Below are 411 nucleotides of genomic sequence, written 5' to 3'. Positions count from 1 at the left end.
ATCACAAGGTTGATAGTCCTTGCTTTCTGGATTAAACCCATCGACTTCATTTGCAAGCATTTCTTCATAAATTTTTATCTTTTTGCTTAAAACTTTTTCACTTTCTTTTAATGTTTTAATCTGGTTTTGTAATTTTTTCTTTGTTTGCTTTAACATCTCTTGTCTTTCTTTAGCAGTTTTTATACCCAAAGAGCAAAGTTTTATATAATGTTTGATTTGTTCTATTGGCATACCTGAAATTCTAAGCCATTCTATCCATTTTACCCATTCTATATCGCTTTTTGAAAAATATTTCACACTATTTTCATCTTTTTGAACAAAAGGAAACAAACCTTTTTTAGCCCAAAATCTTAAAGTATGAGCACTAATTTTTGTTTCTTTTTCTACTTTTTTTATAGCATAAGCCATATT

The 411-nt window shown here is 27.7% G+C and carries 1 protein-coding gene; it reads right to left on the bottom strand.

Annotation, left to right across the window (positions count from 1 at the left end; all coding sequences use genetic code 11):
* Positions 1 to 411: MerR family transcriptional regulator (locus tag L6966_RS12010; protein ID WP_237233475.1), on the bottom strand; the 411-nt coding region annotated here is incomplete at both ends.

The sequence above is a fragment of the Rothia nasisuis genome, from assembly GCF_928381405.1.
Taxonomy (GTDB): Bacteria; Actinomycetota; Actinomycetes; order Actinomycetales; family Micrococcaceae; genus Rothia; species Rothia nasisuis.
Note: the sequence above shows the minus strand (reverse complement) of the source record. Positions and strands in the feature narration are given on the sequence as shown.